Genomic DNA, 15,390 nt, shown 5'->3' on the forward strand with positions numbered 1-15,390 from the left:
TATTCCACTCATTGCGATCTGCCATGCCCAACATACTCGTCCACCTTCCCAAGGGCTCCTACGCAGGGGAGGCCCGCGCTGCACTCGTGCGCGGAATCAACGCTGCCGCAGCACGGGCCGAACAGATTCCAGATCACCCGCACAGGCGCATGCTCTGCTGGGTCCTGATCGACGAAATCGACCCTGGTTCGTGGACCTGCGGCGGCGCCGACTTGACGTCGCAGTTGCTGCCCTGCGTGGCCATAGTCCATGTGCCTGCGGGCGTACTCGATGACGCTTCCCGCGCACTCTATGTGCGCGAACTACACGATGCGTTCAAACATGCGTTGCCACCGGAAGACACACGCCCGCTCGCGAGTTCGGTGGTTCTGCATGAAGTCGCCGATGGCGCTTGGGGCGCCAATGGCGCGGTCTGGACATTGCCGCAGTTCGCAAAGGCTGCCGGGTTCATCCATCTCCAAGGCTTGGTGAATGGCCTCTGACGGGCGTGTCGGCGGAAGTCGGCCCTGAGACATCTCCGCGAGAGGATTCTTGGAGCGGCATGCCGGCGCGCCTTCCGTTCCAAGTCGTGTGGCCGGGCTATCGGGTCTTGATGACAAAGAGCGCCAGCGCCATCAGGCCGACGCCTGCCAGTTGGGTCGCGCTCAGCATCCGGCCGTAGACCGCCCAATCCAGCAGCACTGCCGTCAATGGATAGACATACTGCAGCACAGCGACCCTGCCCAGAGTCAGGCAGGCCATTGCCGTGAACAAAATGGCATAGGCCAGACCGGTATGCAGCACGCCCAGTCCGGCCAGCCAGGCCCATGCGGCGACGTCCGAGGGCCAACCATGTGCCCATGGAACCCATAGCAGCACCAGCGTTCCCACCGCGCACTGCCACCACGCCAGCGCGAACGGGGTGACGACCTTCTCTGTCTTGGCGATGATCGTCACGCCCGCATAGCTGAGCGATCCGCCCAGGCACATCAGCAAACCCGTCAGATAGTCCACCCCCGATGCGCCGGCCGCGGAGCCACTGCCCCACAGGCCGGTCGTCAAGACCAGACCGCCCAATGCCACGGCGGTTGCGATTTTCTGTGCTGCAGTGACATGCTCGCGGAGCACCAGCGCACCGAACACCATGATCCAAACCGGCTGAATGTGAAAGACCACCGTCGCGACGGCAATCGACGTCCGCGGTATGGCGGCAAAGAACAGCGCCCAGTTCACGACCATCAGGCAGCCCGTCGCGCAGACGGTCCATCCGCTGCGACCGCGCAGGCGAAGCTCTCTCATTCGGCCGGTTGCCATGCCCCATGCCAGCAACGCCAACGCTCCGAATGCGCAGCGAAACAGCACGGTCACCAAAGGGTGTTGATTCGCCTCTTCGACGAACACGCCGACGGTGCCCAGCAGCACACCCCCGGCGATCATCAGCCATTGGCCCTGCGCTTCCCGCTTGGCGCAAGCGCCGACCTCAATGGGGCGCGATGGTTGCAACGTGGCGGAAGGCTTGTGGTCCATGCCCCGATGCTCATGCCGCGGCGGATTGCCGTAAAGCAAATAGTTCGATAGCCTGATATTCGACAATCGAATTCAACAAGCATCGAAAGCATTCAATGACTTATCCCGATCTGCAAATCGACTGGCTGCGCGCCTTTGTGGCGGTGGTGGATGCGGGATCGCTCTCGGCGGCAGCACCCCTGGTTCACCGCTCCCAGGCGGCCGTGAGCATGCAAATCAAGAAACTGGAGGCCGCCTTGGAACGGCCGGTGCTGCTGCGCGGGCCTCGCCATCTGCAACTGACGCCGGCGGGCGCCGAGCTGCTGGGCTATGCGCGCCGCATGCTGGCCCTTCAGACGGAGGCACAGACGGCGCTTTTCGGGCCGGACTTGTCCGGACGCGTGCGACTCGGCGTTCCCGATGACTATGCATCGACCTACCTGACGCCGGTGTTGCGCAGCTTCGCGGGCCGCTACCTGGGGGTGGAGATCGAGCTGACCTGCGAGCAATCCACTGCGCTCATTCCCAAGGTCGTGCGGGGTGAATTGGACCTGGCGCTCGTGTCCCGCGACAAGCCGCAACGGGGCCGGCTTCTCTTTCAGGAGCCCTTGGTCTGGGCCGGCGCTGCGCAGCATGAGGTGTGGCGCAAGACCCCGCTGCCCATTGCCGTCTACGAGGAAGGCAGCATGGCCAGGACCGCGGCGCTGTCCAGCCTCGCGGCCCATCGCCGTGCCTACCGCGTCGTGTACCACAGCTCGAGTCTGGCAGGACAACTGGCTGCGGTGGAAAGCGGCCTTGCCGTCGCGGTCTTTACCCGCTGCAGCGTGCCTGCCCATCTCCAGGTATTGCAGAACCTGCCCGCGGGATTCGAGCTGCCCCCCTTGATTTCCATGGAAGTGGCCGCGCTGCGCAGCAAGGCATCCAGGCACTCGGCGGCAGTGGACGCCATGCAAGAGCAGCTACTGAAAACGCTGGCCAGGCCCTAGGCCCGGCGCCTGGATGGCGTGCGGTGTCGGCAAGGGTGTCGTCACCGCGAGGAGGCCGACATTCCCTTGCCATGCGATCCATCGCCAGCCGAGCGATTCGTGCGCCGATTGAAACGGCCCCAGCGCGCTCTCATTGAAGCCGCGGCACGCCAGCCCCCGAGGGCGAACCAAGCGCCCCGCGCGCCACGCCCACGCTGCCCATCGCATTGAGCCGGAACCGCGCCACCGTCGCCGCCAGGCGGCTGGCCTGGTCGTTCAGGCTTTCCGCGGCGGCTGCGGATTCCTCCACCAGGGCCGCATTCTGCTGGGTCATCTGGTCGAGCTGGTTGACGGCGGTGTTCACCTGGCGGATGCCGTCCGACTGCTCGGAGGTGGCGGCGGTGATCTCTCCGATGATGTCGCTCACGCGCTGCACGCTGTTCACGATCTCTTCCATGGTCGTGCCGGCGTCCTGCACCAGGCGCGAGCCTGCCGCGACCTTCTCGACCGAGTTGCCGATGAGGGCCTTGATCTCCTTGGCCGCGTCGGCCGAGCGGCCGGCCAGGCTGCGCACCTCGCTGGCCACCACCGCGAAGCCGCGGCCCTGCTCGCCGGCCCGTGCGGCCTCGACGGCGGCATTCAGCGCCAGGATGTTGGTCTGGAAGGCGATGCCGTCGATCACGCCGATGATGTCGCTGATCTTGCGCGAGCTCTGGTTGATCTCGTCCATGGTGGAGACGACCTGGGTCACCACCTGCCCACCGCGCGCGGCCACTTCGGCAGCCGAGCTGGCAAGCTTGTTGGCGGTGGCGGCGGAGTCGGCCGACTGGCGCACGGTGGCGGTCAGCTCTTCCATGGAACTGGCGGTTTCCTGTAGGTTGCTCGCAGTCTGTTCGGTGCGCTGGCTCAGATCGGCGTTGCCGGTGGCGATCTCACGTGTGGCGGTGGCGATGGAGTCGGCCACGTTGCGTACCTCCATCAGCGAGCCTTCGAGCGCACCGCGCATGGAGGCCAGGGCGCGCAGCAGCATGCCGGTTTCGTCGGTGGCGTGGCGGCCGTGGTCCTGGCCGGTGAGGTCCATGGCCGCGATCTGCTCGGCCACCTGGCGCGCTTCGGCCAGCGGCCGCGTGATGCTGACCGTCAGGCGCCAGGCCAGCAGCGCCGCCAGCAGCAGCGAGCCCACGCACAAGGCCGTCAGCAAGCCGGTGGCGGCCTGGCTGGCCGCGCGGATGCGTTCGCCCGCCGCGTCCAGTTCGCTGCGTTGCAGGTCGGCCATCCTGGCCATGGTCTTTTGCAGGTTGACGGACGCTGGCTCGTAGCGTTCGGAGAATGCCCGGGCCGTGGCCTCGGCATTGCCTTCCTTCTTGAGGCGCGACACCTCGTCGCGGGTGGAAAGGTACGCCTTGCGGTTCTCTCCGATCTGCGCGAACAGCGCCCTCTCGGCGTCGCTGTCCAGCATCTTTTCGATCTGCTGCTGCAGCGCCGACGACTGCTTGCTCGACTCGGCCGCGGTGGCGGCGAAGAAGTCCGCCAGCGAGGGATCGCTGCTCTTGGCGATGGCGGCCACGCGCTGCGCGCCGTTGGTGATGTTGCGATACCAGTCGCTGGCAGCCCGCTCCTTCGCCAGCGACGTGTTGAGCATGGTGTTCATCTCTTGCGTGACGGCCCGGAGCTGGACGATGCCGTACAGGCAACTGACCAGGAACAGCACCAGGATGGTGCCGAGCACGAGTGCCAGGCGGCGGCCGATGGTGAAACGGGTGGATGTCATGAAGGTGCCTTCCAGGACGCTGAGCCAGAGGAAATGGGAAATGGGGCCTCGGGTAACTGGGGTGGACGCCCTTGCCCGATGTTTCAAAGTGTAGGTGGGCCGTGCGCCAAGGTGGGGAGGGCAAACGAGAGCATGGCGCCTCGCATGGCGGAATTCGCTCCATTGCGACAGTGGGCGGGGCGCGTGGTGGTCAGGGGGCGGCCGCAGCGCCGTCAGGGCGGCGTCGGGATCCGTGGGCAGAATGGCGCGGTCCTGGCAAAAGAACGATCCCAAGGAGACAAGCCATGCCCCGTTACGCCGACTTCCACCGCCGGTCCCTCGACGACCGCGACGCCTTCTGGGCCGAGCAGACCCGCCTGATCGACTGGCACATCCCGCCGCAGCAGATCTGCGATGACAGCCATCCGCCGTTCGCGCGGTGGTTCGTGGGGGGCACCACCAACCTGTGCCACAACGCGGTGGACCGCCACCTGGCCCGCCGGGCCGACCAGCCGGCGCTGATCGCCGTCTCCACCGAGACGAACACCGAGCGCACCTATTCCTTTGCCGAACTGCATGCCGAGGTGCAGCGCATGGCAGCCGCGCTGCGGTCGCTGGGCGTGGGGCAGGGCGACCGCGTGCTGATCTACATGCCGATGGTGGCCGAGGCGGTGTTCGCCATGCTGGCCTGCGTGCGCATCGGCGCGCTGCATTCCGTGGTGTTCGGCGGTTTCGCGGCCACGTCGCTCGCCACGCGCATCGACGATGCCGAGCCCGTGGCCATCGTGAGCGCCGACGCGGGATCGCGTGGCGACAAGGTGGTGCCCTACAAGCCGCTGCTGGACGAGGCCATCGCCCAGTCGCGCCACCAGCCCGCCGCCGTGCTGCTGATCGACCGGGGCCTGGCGCCCATGGCCCGGCAGGCCGGCCGCGACCACGACTGGGCGGCGCTGCGCGAGCAGCACCTGCATGCCGAGGTGCCCTGCGAATGGGTGGACGCCACGCACCCCAGCTACACGCTGTACACCAGCGGCACCACCGGCCGGCCGAAGGGCGTGCAGCGCGACACGGGCGGCTATGCGGTGGCGCTGGCGGCCAGCATGCGGCACATCTTCGGCGTGGGCGCGGCAGAGGGCGGGGCAGCGGCCGAAGGCGCCGCTGCGAACCCGGGCGTGTTCTTCGCCACCAGCGACATCGGCTGGGTGGTGGGCCACAGCTACATCGTCTATGGCCCGCTGATCGCCGGCATGGCCACGCTGGTGTACGAAGGCCTGCCCACCCGGCCCGATGCAGGCGTGTGGTGGGGCCTGGTGGAAAAGTACCGCGTCACGCACATGTTCTCGGCGCCGACGGCGGTGCGGGTGCTCAAGAAGCAGGACCCGGCCTTTCTGCGCCGGCACGACGTGTCCAGCCTGCAGGGCCTGTGGCTGGCGGGCGAGCCGCTGGACGCGCCCACGGCCGATTGGATCGCCCAGGCGTTGGGCGTGCCCGTGATCGACAACTACTGGCAGACTGAAACCGGCTGGCCCATCCTCACCCTGGCCCGCGGCGTGGAGCCGCAGGCGGCGCGCCTGGGCAGCCCGGGCCGGGCGATGTACGGCTATGACGTGAAGCTGATCGACGAGGCCACGGGCGAGGAGCTCACCGGGCCCGACCAGAAGGGCGTGCTGGCCGTCGAAGGGCCGCTGCCCCCGGGTTGCCTGCAGACCGTGTGGCGCGATGACGAGCGCTTCGTGCAGACGTACTGGCAAAGCCTGCCCGGCCCCATGCGCTACAGCACCTTCGACTGGGGCATCCGCGACGCCGACGGCTATTACTTCATCCTCGGGCGCACCGACGACGTGATCAACGTGGCCGGCCACCGCCTGGGCACGCGCGAGATCGAGGAGAGCATCGCCGGCCACCCGCAGATCGCCGAGGTAGCGGTGGTGGGCGTGGCCGATGCGCTCAAGGGCCAGGTGGCCATGGCATTCGCCGTGGTGCGCGATGCGGCGGTGCTTACCGATGAGGCGGCGCGCCTACGGCTGGAGGGCGAGGTGATGCAGCAGGTGGCCCAGCGCCTGGGCGCGGTGGCGCGGCCGGCGCGCGTGCACTTCGTGGCAGCACTGCCCAAGACGCGCAGCGGCAAGCTGCTGCGCCGCGCCCTGCAGGCCGTGGCCGAGCGGCGCGACCCGGGCGACCTGACCACGATGGAAGACCCGGCGGCGCTGCAGCAGGTGAAGGAACTGGTGGGCTGACGGACCGATTCGCCAGAAGATGGAGGCCACCACGCCGGGTGGCCGATAGGGGAAACCGGCTTTTACGTCAATGCGCCAGGGCCGGTGCCTGCCTGCGCGACCGCCGAGACATCCACAAGAGCAAGCCGATCATGCCCGCCGGACAGAGCGCGACGGCCAGCAGCCCGATGTGGATTTCCGAGTATTCGATGATGATGCCCACCAGCCAGGGGATAAGGCTGCATCCGGCATTGCCGAAAGCGGTGAGCACACCGAACATGGTCGCCCCACCGCGAGGGTAGGCGTCCGCCGTGATGGCCAGCATCGTGGGCCACAGGCAACTGCCCGAAAACCCAGCGGCAATGCTGGCGGCGATGGCCACGGCCGGGCTTGGCGGAAAGCTGATGATGAAGAAAAGACCGATGGTCACGGCACAGCAGCCCAGCATCAGGGAAATCGGCGCGATGCGTTCATGCAGCAGGGCCGCGGCCATTCTGCCGAGCGCCATGCCGACGGAAAACCCGGCCAGCGCAAAGCCGCCCACTTCCTTCGAATACCCCAGCCCCTGCTCCGCATAGGTGGGTAGCCATTGCGACAGCCCCGTTTCCGTGGCGCCCCCGAGAAAGATGGCGATCAGGCACGCGATGAAGTAGGGCTGCTTGATCAGCTGGGGCATGGCTTCCCGTTGCGCGTCTTCCTGGATCAGGGGCGGCAGCCTCAATCCGAGAAACAGCAGGAAGGTGACGATCGGCGCGATCGTGATGCCCAGAGCAACCATCCGCCACGACACGTCCCATTTCAGGCCAATGCTGGCAATCAGCACGGCACCCACCGCCCCGACGCAGAAAAACGCATGCAGCCAATTCATGGCCGCGCTGCGGCGTTCGGGCTGGAGTGCGACCACGATGGGACTGAGGATCATGTCCAGCACGCCAGCGCCGAATCCCATCACGGCGACGGCAAACAGCAAAAAGGCGTAGGAAGGGGCAAAGCCGACCAGGACCAAGCCGGCGGTGGTGGTGATGAGCCCAAAAAGAATGATCCGCTTGGCATCGCCTCGGTCCGCCAAAGGCCCGGTCACCAGGATGGCAATGATGAAGCTGAGAAACATGATGGCCGGGATTCGCCCCAGCTGCTCCGCGGTCAGCCCGCCCTGTTTCCCGAAGGTATCGCTGAACGTGGTCAGGTACACCGGCAGGAAGTTCAGGGCAATGGCCAGGCACATCATGGCCGCGTAGCAGACGTAGAGCGCGCGGCGGTTCTGATCGACTGAAGTTTTCATGGTGAATAGGGATATGGGTATGGCTGCTGTCTCAAAAGCGGGTGGAACCGTGTTCTTTCCAGAGGCATTCCGTCCACTCGATTTCCGAGAAATGCGCCTCGAATGACGAGTCGCCCGGGCTGCTGGCGAAGAACCCGAATCGAACGGCGCCTTGCGCATGGAATAAATGGAACATGCGCATCATGCTGAAGCGGATTCCGTCGGAGGAGTTTTCAAGTAGAAAATCGCTGCCCCTTCGGCTCAGCCGGTAATGCATGGTTTGCGTGGTCCGGTCATAGTTGGCCATGGACCAGTCTGAAAAACCATGGTTGGTCACGACGGCGAACAATTGCTGAAAGCCGTTGCTCTGGTATTCGATACCGCTCTTCATCCAGGTGTTTTTGTCCTGGTAGATGAACAGGCCGCATTGGTCGAAGTGCACTTTGGAATCGAAGGCAACCTTGGCTTTCAGGGTCCAGAATGGTTCCTCGCTGGAAAGGACGAGCGCAGGTGCGTTGTCGTATTCCAGCCCGTAATAGGTACCCTGCCAAAAATCCGTATCCGGGGTGGTGCGAATGACGATTTCCTGATCGGTGATGGAAGACGACGCCGGTGGATTGATCCAGTTCAAATCCGCGATGTTGAATTTTTTCATTTTCATTGCTCAAGAAACCACTTCGTGATCTCGTCATGGTGGCGCACATGCCGATCCGCCGCGCTCAAATCCTGAAGTCCCGAATGGGGGTTGACGAATCCGATGCAGAACATGCCCGCGGCTTTGGCAGCGGCCACGCCGTGGCTTGAATCTTCGATCACCGCACATTCGTGGGGAGCGACACCCAGCCGGCCGGCTGCCAAAAGAAAGATTTCGGGGTCGGGCTTGCTGTTTTTGACGTCTGTTCCACACACCACACGATCGAAAAAAGGCAGCAGTTCGGTTTTCCGCAAAATGACTCCCACCAGTTCAGCGGGCGAAGACGATGCCACGGCGCAAGGTATTTCCGCGTCTTTCAACTTGACGAGAAAATCCGGCACGCCGGGCATGGCCGAAAGGGGGGCCATGCCCATGGCCCGAACCACCTGCTTTTGGTGTTGTGCCATCAGGAAATCCAGCGGCTCGGCCAACCCATGCTCCGCCTTGATGGTGCTCCACATATACCGCTGCGTGGTTCCCACGAAACGCGACAGCCCCGCCGTGTCGAGGGTCACGCCGTAGCGGGCGTAGGAAAGCCTTTCCTGCTCCATATAAAGGGGTTCGCTGTCGACCAGTACCCCATCCATATCGAAAATAACGGCGCGGATTTCCGGCATCAATGCGTCCTTTGCGGTGCCAGCTCGCGCTTGAAATGCATGAGGTTGTAGTTGGAGCGCGCATCGAAGGCATGCAGCTTGAATGACTTGGTCATTTCGATGTTTCGATAACCTTCGCCATCCGTCAGCGTGGTCGTTTCCGAGCCGCCGATGATGATGGGCAACTGCATGAGGATGATTTCGTCCACCAGGTCGAGATCGAAAATCTGCCAATTCAACTGGCCACCGCCCTCGACCATGATGTGCCTGATTCCGCGCGCTTCCAGCAAGGGGAAAAGCAGCTTGAAATCCACCTGCGATGCGCCGACGAAAATCACTTCCTTTCCCTGGGCGCGAATCTGCTCCACCATCTCGTGGTCGCGCGCTTGCTCCGTCGTGGCGATGATGGTTTCTTCAGGCGAACTCAGGACCTTGGCGGACACGGGAAAGTCCAGCGATGTCGTTGGAATGATGCGGATGGGGTTGCGCCCGGCCTCATAACGGTTGGTCAACTGGGGATCGTCAGTGACGATGGTTTTGCGGCCAACCATGATGGCGTCCACCTCGCCGCGAAATTTATGGATGAAGCGCATGTCGTCATCGTTGAAACGCTGGAACAGCGCCTTGCTTGATGCCCCATTGCCCCCCAACGTCAATTTGCCGTCGATGGAAATCTGGCTGAATACAGTAACCTTCACGATAACTCCCTTTGGTTTTTTGATGGCTGGCTGGGGTTTAAAGGTATTGCGGGTTCGGCGTGAACACGCCCTTGATGGTGGGCACGGACGGATCATTCAATAACCCATCGAATGCCGCGGCGTAAGCCTCCAGTCCGTAGCGGTGCGTTACCAAGCGGCCCAGCTCGGGCAGCATTTTTGCCATGCGCAGTGCGCGGGGAAAATGCTGGTTGTATTCGCCCGCTGAAATAATGCTGATGGCGTTGACAAGAAAATGCTTGACGGGCAGCGGGTACTGATAATTGCCGTTGAATCCGAAAAGGACGATTTTTCCGCCCCGGCGAATGTATCGAGCAGCCGTGCCGAGCTGATTGCCAACGGTATCGATGGCGGCGTCCACATGGCCTTGCTGCATGCGGGCCTCGAGGTCGTCGGGGTGGATGACCTCTAATCCGAGCGAACGGCCGAATGCGATCCGGTGCGGATTCAGATCGGTGGCGAGGGTCTGAACGCCCATCGCGCGCAAAAGCAGTTGTGCGACCAGGCTCATGGGGCCGGAGCCGAGCAGCAAAACCCTTTCGCCTGCCTGAATCGCTGCCTGGTCGATGTTGTTCAAAATGCAGGCGACGGGTTCGATCAACACGCCAGTCTCCCAGCTCATGTCGTCCGGCAGGGGATAGACAAACCGCTCGCGGGTGATGAAGCGTTCGGCAAAGGTGCCATGCTTGTTGACCCCCGCGATATTCAGCGTTGCATTGGCGCCGCCATTGCAAAGGTGGGTTTGGCCGGAGGCACAGAATTCGCAGGTTCCGCAGTATTCGTTGGGATCCACCACCACCCGCATTCCGGGGCGCAGGTATTTGACGCCTGCGCCCACCCTGGTGATCACACCGACTGCCTCGTGGCCGCGAACCACGCCGATTTTCCCTTCCTCCCGGCCGGACAAGACCGCCAGGTCGGTACCGCAGATGCCTGACAGGACAATATCGATTTCCACGCCATCGACTGCAAATGCATCGATGTCGTGGTGGGTAATCAAACCCAGTTTTTGCTGATCGATCAAACCAAGTGCGTTCATACCGTCTTCATACCTCCGAATGATTTTTTTGCGAAAAGCCGGGGCGGAATCCGCATTGGCATGACGTGGCAGACCATGGGTGAAAACCGCCAGTTGCCGCGTCAGTGATTCATTGATAACTTTTGCATTGACAGGGGTGCCGCCATTCTTCCGCCGAAAATCGCCCCGTGTCAATGTCATTTAAATAAATGGCATTCAAGGCAGTTTCAATCCGCCTGCTTGTGAATCAAATGCCCTGCGATACTTTATCCCAGTTGATATCCAAAATGTTTTATTCAGAGAATGAATATTTTAAATATCAACGATATTCTTATGGCGTTAATCAATATTGCCTTATATGTATTTAAATCATTCTTGTTTTTCAGAATGAAATGGCCGGAGCGGGGGGCCGGTCAGGCGAGGCCCTCCGCTTGCTGTGCTGCGCAAGCCAAAGGGGCGCTGAATGGGGCGCCTTGTCGGCTCCCCGCGGTGGGCCAGGCCGGTAACCTGGCTGGAATCGCCATAAGGCCATACCGCCGATTGCTATTATTTGTATAGCAATATGCCCTAGTGGATATTGCGCTGAAGGCCTTTTTGATCCAAGGCTCAACGCGGCATGCGGTCGCTACGCGGCGCCGTCCGGTGCCAAGTTCGCCGGTTTCTGGCGGAACCGGCTTGGCGTCAAAGCCCGCGGCGCGGCTGCCAGCCTTCGGGCGCCTGCCACTGCCCCAGCCACTGCGGCAGTTCATCCGCCGGCATGGGCCTGGCGATGCAGTAGCCCTGTGCCAGCGCGCATCCCATCTGCTGCAGCATCTGCCCTTGCTCCACGGTTTCCACGCCCTCGGCGACGATGGAGTAGCCGAACGACCGCGCCAGGCCGATCACGCCCTGCACGATGGCCAGGTCGCCCGAGTCGGTCATCATCCCGTGCACGAAGCTCTGGTCGAGCTTGAGCGTGTCCATGGGCAGGCGGCGAAGGTAGGTGAGCGACGAATACCCCGTGCCGAAGTCGTCCAGCGACACCGTCACCCCCAGGTCGCGCAACTGCTGCAGCTGCAGCGCGACGTGGCCGATGTCGTAGAGCGCCGCGCTTTCGGTGATCTCCATGTCCAGCAGGCTCGCGGGCACGTCGGGCCGCTGCGCCAGGCGCCCGGCCAGCCAGTCGGCAAAGCCTTCGCGCTGCAGGTGCTGGGCCGAGATGTTGACGCTCACCGGCAGCCGCAGGCCGGCGCGCAGCAGGGCGGCGATGCAGTCCAGCGCCGTGTCCACCACCCATTCGCCGAAAACCGTCTCCAGGTCGGTGCCGTCCATCAGGTGCAGGAAGGCGCCGGGCGACAGGGTGCCGCGTTGCGGGTGATGCCAGCGCGCCAGGGCCTCGGCGCCCACCACCGTGCCCAGGCGCATGTCCACCTTGGGCTGCAGGAAGAGGGCGAATTCGCCCGCCGCGATGGCATCGCGCACCTTCTCGCCCTGTTCGCGGTGGCTCTTCAGCGCGCGCTCCTGCGCGGCGTCGAAGGCGTGGAAGCGGTTGCGCCCGGACTGCTTGGCCGCGTACATGGCCTGGTCGGCATGGCGCAGCAGGGCATCGGCGTCCGCGTCGTCGTCGGGATAGATGGTGTAGCCCACGCTGGCCGTCACCGTCACCGCCACCCGCTCGGTGCCCAGCGTGTAGGGCGCGGCCACGCTTTCCATCACCCGGCGCAGCAGGCGCTCGCCGTCGGCGCGGGTCGCGAGGTCGGGCAGCAGGATGACGAATTCGTCGCCGCCCAGCCGCGCCACACAGTCCACGGGGCGCAGCGCCCGCGTGAGTCGGCCGGCCACGATCACCAGCAGGCGGTCGCCCGCGTCGTGGCCGAGCCGGTCGTTCACGGGCTTGAAGCCGTCCAGGTCGAGGTAGGCCACGCCCAGCAGCCGGCCCCGCTCGCGCGCCCGCGCCATGACCTGCTGCAGCCGCGTGGCCAGCAGCACCCGGTTGGGCAGGCCGGTGAGCGCATCGAAATGGGCGAGCTTTTGCAGCAGCTCTTCCTGCACGCGCTGGCTGCTCACGTCGATGCCCACGCCCAGCATGCGCTGCGGCCGGCCGGCCTCGTCGTGGTCCACGATCTTGCCCAGGTTGCGCACCCAGCGGCCGGGACCCTGGGGCAGGGCGATCTGCCAGGTGGCGTCGAACGGCGTGGCGGGATGGGCGGTGTGGCGCGCCAGTTCGGTGGTCACCGCCTCGATGTCGTCGGGCGCCATGCCCGCCGTCCAGTGCACGGGCGGGGGGGCGCCAGCGGCAGGCGGCAGGCCCTGAAGGTCGCGCCAGCGGCGGTCGCCGGTGAGCGTGCCGGTCTGCAGGTTCCAGTCCCACAGGCCGATGGAGGCGGCCGAAATGGTGAGCGACAGCAGCGCCTCGCGTTCGCGCACCTGGTCTTCCATGCGCTTGCGCTCGGTGATGTCGTGCCCCGAGAACAGCCAGGCCTGCACGCCGTCGATCTCGGTGGCGTGCATGGACTGCAGCACCGTGCGCAAGCCGTCGTGGCGCGTGCGCATCGTGATTTCCAGGCCGTTGACGGCGGTGCGGTCCTGAACGGATTCCACCAGCGCCGCACGCACCTGCGGGGTAATGATGCCCAGCTCGACGGCGGTGCGGCCGATGGCCTCATCCCGGGGAATGCCCAGCAGGGCCTCCCAGGCGGGGTTGACGTCGATGTAGGCGCCGTCCTCGCGGCGCGACAGGCCCATGGGGTAGGGCATGAGTCGGAACACGCGGGCGAAGCGGTCCTCCGACTGGCTCAGCCGCTCGCTGGCGCGCCGGGATTCGTCGATGTCCTGGATCACGCCCCGCACGCGGGTGACGTGTCCGTTTTCCAGCACCGGCTCGGCGCTGGCGGTCACCCAGATGTGCCGGCCGTCGTCGGCCCGCTGGATCTGCACCTGCATGCTCCATTCGGCCTGGTCCACGACGCATTGCCGAAAGCGCTCGCGCAGTGCCTCGCGGAACTGCGGCACCACGAACCGCTCCAGGTAGTCGGTGCGCGGCAGCGGCGCGTCGTGCGGCAGGCCGTGGATGGCGTACGAGACATCGGACCAGTACACCAGCCCATCCCCGACGATGTGCTCCCACGCGCCCATGCGGGCCATGCGGCCGGCCTGCTGCAGCAGGCGGTTGGCGTCCATGAGCTGGGCGCGGCTGCGCTCCTCGGCCGTCATGTCGTGGAACACGAAGACGATGCATTCCTGGCCCGAGACCGTCACGGGCCGCGCCGACATCAGCCCGGGAATGGGCCGGTTGCCCCGCTGCGCCACCATGGGCATGCGGTCCACGTAGCCATCGCGGCGGTGCAGCGCCACCATCTGCGCGCGCTGCTCGGGATAGGCCCAGATGTCGAGCTCGATCGAGGTGCGGCCCACGGCCTGTTCGCGGGTGTAGCCCAGCAGCTCGGTGAAGGCCTCGTTCACGTCCAGGTAGCAACCGTCGGACAGGCGCGTCACCCCGGCGGGATCGGGCAGCATCTGGTAGATGGTGGTGTACTTGACCTCCGACAGCCGCAGCGCCTCCTGCATCTCGTGCAGCGAGGTCACATCAAGGTCCATGCCCACCAGGCGCAACGGCCGGCCATGTGCATCGCGCTCGGCCACCTGGCCCCGGGCGATCACCCAGCGCCAGCGGCCATGGATGTCCTGCATGCGGAATTCGGCATTGAAGCTGTCTTCGTGCCCCTCCATGGTGCGCTGCAGGTAGGTGGCCAGGCGGGCGGCGTCGTCCGGGTGGCGGCGCTCGTTCCAGCGCTGCCAGTCGCTCGCATCCCGCGCCGCTGTGCCAGCGCCACGGCGGGCGTCGCGGTCTTCCAGCCCGAAGGCCTGGTAGAAGCTGCCGCGGTAGGAAAACCGGCGCTGGGGCACATCCCACTCCCAGCGGCCGCCCCCGGTGGCATCCAGGGCCATGAGCAGTTCCTGCTCCTGCTGGCGCAGCGTCTGCAGGGCCCGGGCCCGGCTGCACAGCAGCTGCGTGCCACCGCCCAGGATCAAAAAGCCCATGCCATACCGCCAGGGCATCTGCTGCAGCCAGGGCGTCAGGTCGCCCTCCGGCAGGAAGCCCGCCAGGCCTTCGCGCCAGAACAGCATGCACGGCGGCAGGCAGGCGGCCACGGCGACGATCACCACCCACAGGTTCAGGCCCGTGATCTGCCGCACCCCGCGCCACAGCAGGCCGATGGCGAACACGGAGCCGATCGCGCCCAGCCCGGCAGACAGCGGCCCGGCCGACAGCCCCCAGAAGCCGACGGCGGTGACCCCGGCCGCCAGCGCCCCGGCCAGCGGGCCGAACATCACCGTGCACACGGCCGTCACCGTGGGGTGGGGCAATTCGGCATACAGGGGGTCGAACGCCCGGGTGAACACCATGATCAGCACCGAGGCCAGCCCCCCGGCCAGCCCGGCCTGCACCCGCGTGCGCCGCGACGGCTGCAGCAGTTCGGCGCCGGGCAACAGCGCCAGCACCGCGATCAGCAGAAGGTGCAGTCCGCCGAGGAAGAAGATTTCATAGCCCATCGTGCGGCGCCGAAGGGAGGACACCTTGGCGGCCCATGGCACGGACCCGAACAGGACAATCCATGCAGAAGTGGGGCGCGAGGGGCATGGGCCGAGTTTAGAACGGGTTCATGACCATGGCAGAGCAGCGCCCGCACGAAAGTTGGCGGCCGGGCG

The 15,390-nt window shown here is 65.2% G+C and carries 11 protein-coding genes; 3 read left to right on the forward strand and 8 right to left on the reverse strand.

From position 1 onward, the window contains the following. Positions 1-23 precede the first annotated feature (23 nt). Complete coding sequence (locus tag AVTE2539_RS19235) at positions 24-482, forward strand: tautomerase family protein (protein ID WP_284413080.1); 459 nt, start codon at positions 24-26, stop codon at positions 480-482. A gap of 97 nt (positions 483-579) precedes the next feature. On the opposite strand, the gene AVTE2539_RS19240 is transcribed toward AVTE2539_RS19235, so the two are convergent. Then, a complete protein-coding gene (locus tag AVTE2539_RS19240) occupies positions 580-1,506 on the reverse strand; it encodes a DMT family transporter (protein ID WP_284413082.1) in 927 nt (308 codons plus the stop codon). A 95-nt stretch (positions 1,507-1,601) separates the two neighbouring features. On the opposite strand from AVTE2539_RS19240, the gene AVTE2539_RS19245 reads away from it, so the two are divergent. Beyond that, positions 1,602-2,471, forward strand: coding sequence for a LysR family transcriptional regulator (locus tag AVTE2539_RS19245; protein WP_284413084.1), 870 nt, complete (start codon positions 1,602-1,604; stop codon positions 2,469-2,471). Between the two features lie 130 nt (positions 2,472-2,601). On the opposite strand, the gene AVTE2539_RS19250 is transcribed toward AVTE2539_RS19245, so the two are convergent. Beyond that, positions 2,602-4,221, reverse strand: coding sequence for a methyl-accepting chemotaxis protein (locus tag AVTE2539_RS19250; protein WP_284413087.1), 1,620 nt, complete (start codon positions 4,219-4,221; stop codon positions 2,602-2,604). Between the two features lie 284 nt (positions 4,222-4,505). Here AVTE2539_RS19250 and AVTE2539_RS19255 point away from each other — a divergent pair, with 284 nt between their 5' ends. Further along, positions 4,506-6,437, forward strand: coding sequence for a propionate--CoA ligase (locus AVTE2539_RS19255; protein ID WP_284413089.1), 1,932 nt, complete (start codon positions 4,506-4,508; stop codon positions 6,435-6,437). A gap of 67 nt (positions 6,438-6,504) precedes the next feature. Here AVTE2539_RS19255 and AVTE2539_RS19260 read toward each other — a convergent pair whose 3' ends face one another. From AVTE2539_RS19260 to AVTE2539_RS19285, 6 genes are all read right to left on the reverse strand, one after another. Further along, the gene (locus tag AVTE2539_RS19260) at positions 6,505-7,644 is read right to left on the reverse strand and encodes an MFS transporter (protein ID WP_284413091.1); all 1,140 of its coding nucleotides are present in this window, start codon (positions 7,642-7,644) and stop codon (positions 6,505-6,507) included. A gap of 85 nt (positions 7,645-7,729) precedes the next feature. Further along, positions 7,730-8,332 carry a DUF1349 domain-containing protein gene (locus tag AVTE2539_RS19265; protein ID WP_272569272.1) on the reverse strand — a complete coding sequence of 201 codons (603 nt, stop codon included), beginning with the start codon at positions 8,330-8,332 and terminating at the stop codon, positions 7,730-7,732. Positions 8,333-8,334: 2 nt separating this feature from the next. After that, complete coding sequence (locus AVTE2539_RS19270; protein ID WP_284413094.1) at positions 8,335-8,988, reverse strand: HAD family hydrolase; 654 nt, start codon at positions 8,986-8,988, stop codon at positions 8,335-8,337. Beyond that, entirely contained in the window at positions 8,988-9,665 is a 678-nt protein-coding gene (locus AVTE2539_RS19275) for a dihydrofolate reductase family protein (protein WP_272569274.1), read from the reverse strand. Before AVTE2539_RS19275 ends, AVTE2539_RS19270 begins: the two co-directional genes overlap by 1 nt. A 37-nt stretch (positions 9,666-9,702) precedes the next feature. Continuing rightward, positions 9,703-10,902, reverse strand: a complete 1,200-nt coding sequence (locus AVTE2539_RS19280; RefSeq protein ID WP_284413096.1) for a zinc-dependent alcohol dehydrogenase — start codon at positions 10,900-10,902, stop codon at positions 9,703-9,705. Between the two features lie 480 nt (positions 10,903-11,382). Next, positions 11,383-15,276, reverse strand: a complete 3,894-nt coding sequence (locus AVTE2539_RS19285) for a sensor domain-containing protein (protein ID WP_349817210.1) — start codon at positions 15,274-15,276, stop codon at positions 11,383-11,385. Positions 15,277-15,390 lie beyond the last annotated feature (114 nt).

This window comes from Acidovorax sp. SUPP2539, from assembly GCF_030158975.1.
Taxonomy (GTDB): domain Bacteria; phylum Pseudomonadota; class Gammaproteobacteria; order Burkholderiales; family Burkholderiaceae_C; genus Paracidovorax.